General features: G+C 72.8%; 3 protein-coding genes. All 3 read left to right on the top strand.

Features of this window, described 5'->3' with window-relative positions; translation table 11 throughout:
- A partial coding sequence (gene lnt, locus ACYVE9_RS23710) for an apolipoprotein N-acyltransferase (RefSeq protein WP_461029929.1) occupies nucleotides 1-1014 on the top strand: 1014 nt, incomplete at its 5' end.
- Entirely contained in the window at nucleotides 1011-1778 is a 768-nt protein-coding gene (locus ACYVE9_RS23715) for a polyprenol monophosphomannose synthase (protein WP_461029930.1), read from the top strand. The genes lnt and ACYVE9_RS23715, both read left to right, overlap by 4 nt.
- Nucleotides 1779-1782: 4 nt before the next feature.
- A partial coding sequence (locus ACYVE9_RS23720) for an FxsA family protein (RefSeq protein WP_461029931.1) occupies nucleotides 1783-2254 on the top strand: 472 nt, incomplete at its 3' end.

Genomic DNA, 2254 nt, shown 5'->3' on the forward strand with positions numbered 1-2254 from the left:
GCCGCGCCGCCCCGCCGGCTGGTCCCGGCGCTGGGAGCCGCGGCGCTCGCCGCCGCGGTGGCCTGCGTCGGCTACGCGGTGCCGATCCCCACCGACGCCGACGACACCGTCACCATCGCCGTGGTCCAGGGCGACGTCGAGAAGCCCGGCATGGACTTCCTGGGCCGGCCGATGATGATTCTCGAGAACCACGTCGAGCCGACCGTGCAGCTGGCCGAGGACGTCCGAGCCGGCCGCACCGCACGCCCCGACCTGGTGATCTGGCCGGAGAACGCCTCCGACCTCGACCCCTACCGCTACCCGGAGGCCAGGGCGGCCATCAACCGTGCGGCACGGGCGATCGGGGTGCCGATCCTGGTCGGCGCGCTCGTCGACCACCCCACCCGTGAGGGCTACGTGGAGAACCAGGGCATCGTCTGGGACCCCCGGACGGGCCCGGGAGCGTCCTACACGAAGCAGCACCCCGTCCCGTTCGGCGAGTACGTGCCGTTCCGGGAGCAGCTGTCCAAGGTCATCACCCGACTGGACCGGGTGCCGCGCGACTTCTGGCCGGGCGACCGGACGGGAGTGCTCCAGGTCGGTCCCGCGAAGCTCGGCGACGTCATCTGCTTCGAGGTGGCCTACGACCCGATCGTGCGCGACACCGTGCGGTCCGGTGCCCGAGCCCTGGTCATCCAGACGAACAACGCCACCTACGGCCGCACCGGACAGCCCGAGCAGCAGCTCGCCATGTCCCGTCTGCGGGCCATGGAACACGGGCGGGCGATCGTGACCGCCGCGCCCAGCGGCATCAGCGCGGTGGTGGCACCGGACGGAACCATCGAACAGCGCACGGAGGAGTTCACCCAGGACGTGCTCACCGCCGAACTGCCGTTGCGTGACGAACTCACCCTCGCCGACCGGGTCGGCGCGGCTCCCGAGTGGCTGCTCGCTATCGTGGGCGCCTTGTCCTGCGTCGCGGCGTTCGTGCTCGGCAGGCGGGAGCGGACGAACCAGAAGGGGCAGCAGCCGTGAAAGACGAAGCACCGCGACGCCATGGCCCGCTGGGCAGCGTCCTCGTGATCATCCCGACCTACAACGAGGCTGAGAACATCCAGCCGATCGTCGCCCGGGTCCGGGCCGCCGTTCCCGAGGCACACGTCCTGGTCGCCGACGACAACAGCCCCGACGGCACCGGCAAGGTCGCCGACGAACTGGCCGCCGACGACGACCACGTGCAGGTCCTGCACCGCCGCGGCAAGGAGGGCCTGGGCGCCGCCTACCTGGCCGGGTTCCGCTGGGGCATCGAGCGCGGCTACGGCGTGCTGGTCGAGATGGACGCGGACGGGTCCCACCAGCCCGAGGAACTGCCCCGGCTGCTGACCGCCCTCAAGGGCGCCGACCTGGTGCTGGGCTCCCGGTGGATGCCCGGCGGCCGGGTCGTGAACTGGCCCGCTTCCCGCAAGGTGCTCTCCCGCGGCGGCAGCACGTACTCCCGGCTGCTGCTGGACATCCCGATCCGCGACGTCACCGGCGGGTTCCGCGCCTTCCGCCGGGAGACGCTGGAGGGCCTGGACACGCAGCGGGTCGCCTCCCAGGGCTACTGCTTCCAGGTGGACCTCGCCCACCGGGCGGTCCGGGCGGGATACCACGTGGTGGAGGTGCCCATCACCTTCGTCGAGCGGGAGCGCGGCGACAGCAAGATGAGCCGGGACATCGTGGTGGAGGCGCTGTGGCGGGTCACCGCCTGGGGTGTGGGGTCCCGCTTCAGGAAAATCACCGGTCGCAGGCACACTTGAGAACATGACGACCGGCGAACACCGTCCCCAGCCCTTCCCCCGCGATCCCTCCTCGGGCGGCCCCGGCAGCCCCGGAACCGACCCGGGCCGACGGCGGGGCCTGCGGCCGCGCTCGTTTGCGCCGCTGGTGGTGGCCGCCTGGGCGATCGGCGAGATCTGGCTGTTCCTGCTGCTGGCCGACCTCATCGGCGGCCTCGGTGTGCTCACCGTCATCGCGGCCGGCTTCCTGCTGGGCGCGCTCGCCATCAAGCGCGCCGGCCGCCGGGCCTGGCGCAACCTCGCCGCGAGTCTCCAGCCGGAGGGGCCTCCGGTCGAGGCTCCTACCAGAGGCGGCGGCAACGCGCTGGCGATGCTCGGCGGCCTGCTGCTCATGGTGCCGGGGCTGCTCTCCGACCTCGCCGGGCTGCTGTGCCTCTTCCCGCCGACCGCGTCCCTGCTGCGCCGGCTGAGCGGTCGCCTGGCCGGCCGCGCCGGCC

This window comes from Streptomyces sparsus (assembly GCF_054776295.1).